1 protein-coding gene is annotated in these 414 nt (G+C 53.9%); it reads left to right on the plus strand.

Annotated features, from left to right (window positions below):
- Positions 1–414 (plus strand): tyrosine-type recombinase/integrase (locus FDX19_RS00020; RefSeq protein ID WP_170974318.1); only part of this gene is annotated, 414 nt, incomplete at both ends.

A 414-nucleotide genomic window follows, 5' to 3' on the forward strand; every position in this document is an offset into this window, starting at 1 on the left:
TATCTGGACGGTGCCAGCACAGCGGGAAGCAGTTAAGGGGGTGAGATTTTCATCGCGTGGCGCAAAGATGAAGGATGAGCATCTCGTGCCGCTATCTGCGCAGGCTGTCGCCCTGCTGGAGCAGATAAAGGAAATTACCGGAGATTCCGTTTTTGTGTTTGCGGGTGCGCACTCCATGAACAAACCGATGAGCGAAAACACCATCAACAAGGCGTTGCGCGTTATCGGCTACGATACAAAAACCGAAGTCTGCGGTCACGGATTCAGAACGATGGCCTGTAGCGCCCTGAACGAGTCCGCACTGTGGTCTAAAGATGCTATTGAGCGTCAGATGAGCCACAAAGAGCGCAACGGTGTGCGGGCGGCGTATGTGCATAAAGCGGAACATCTGGAAGCCCGTATGGAGATGATGCA

Origin of the sequence: Citrobacter sp. wls619 (assembly GCF_005281345.1) — a bacterium.
In the GTDB taxonomy this organism is placed as follows: Bacteria; Pseudomonadota; Gammaproteobacteria; order Enterobacterales; family Enterobacteriaceae; genus Citrobacter.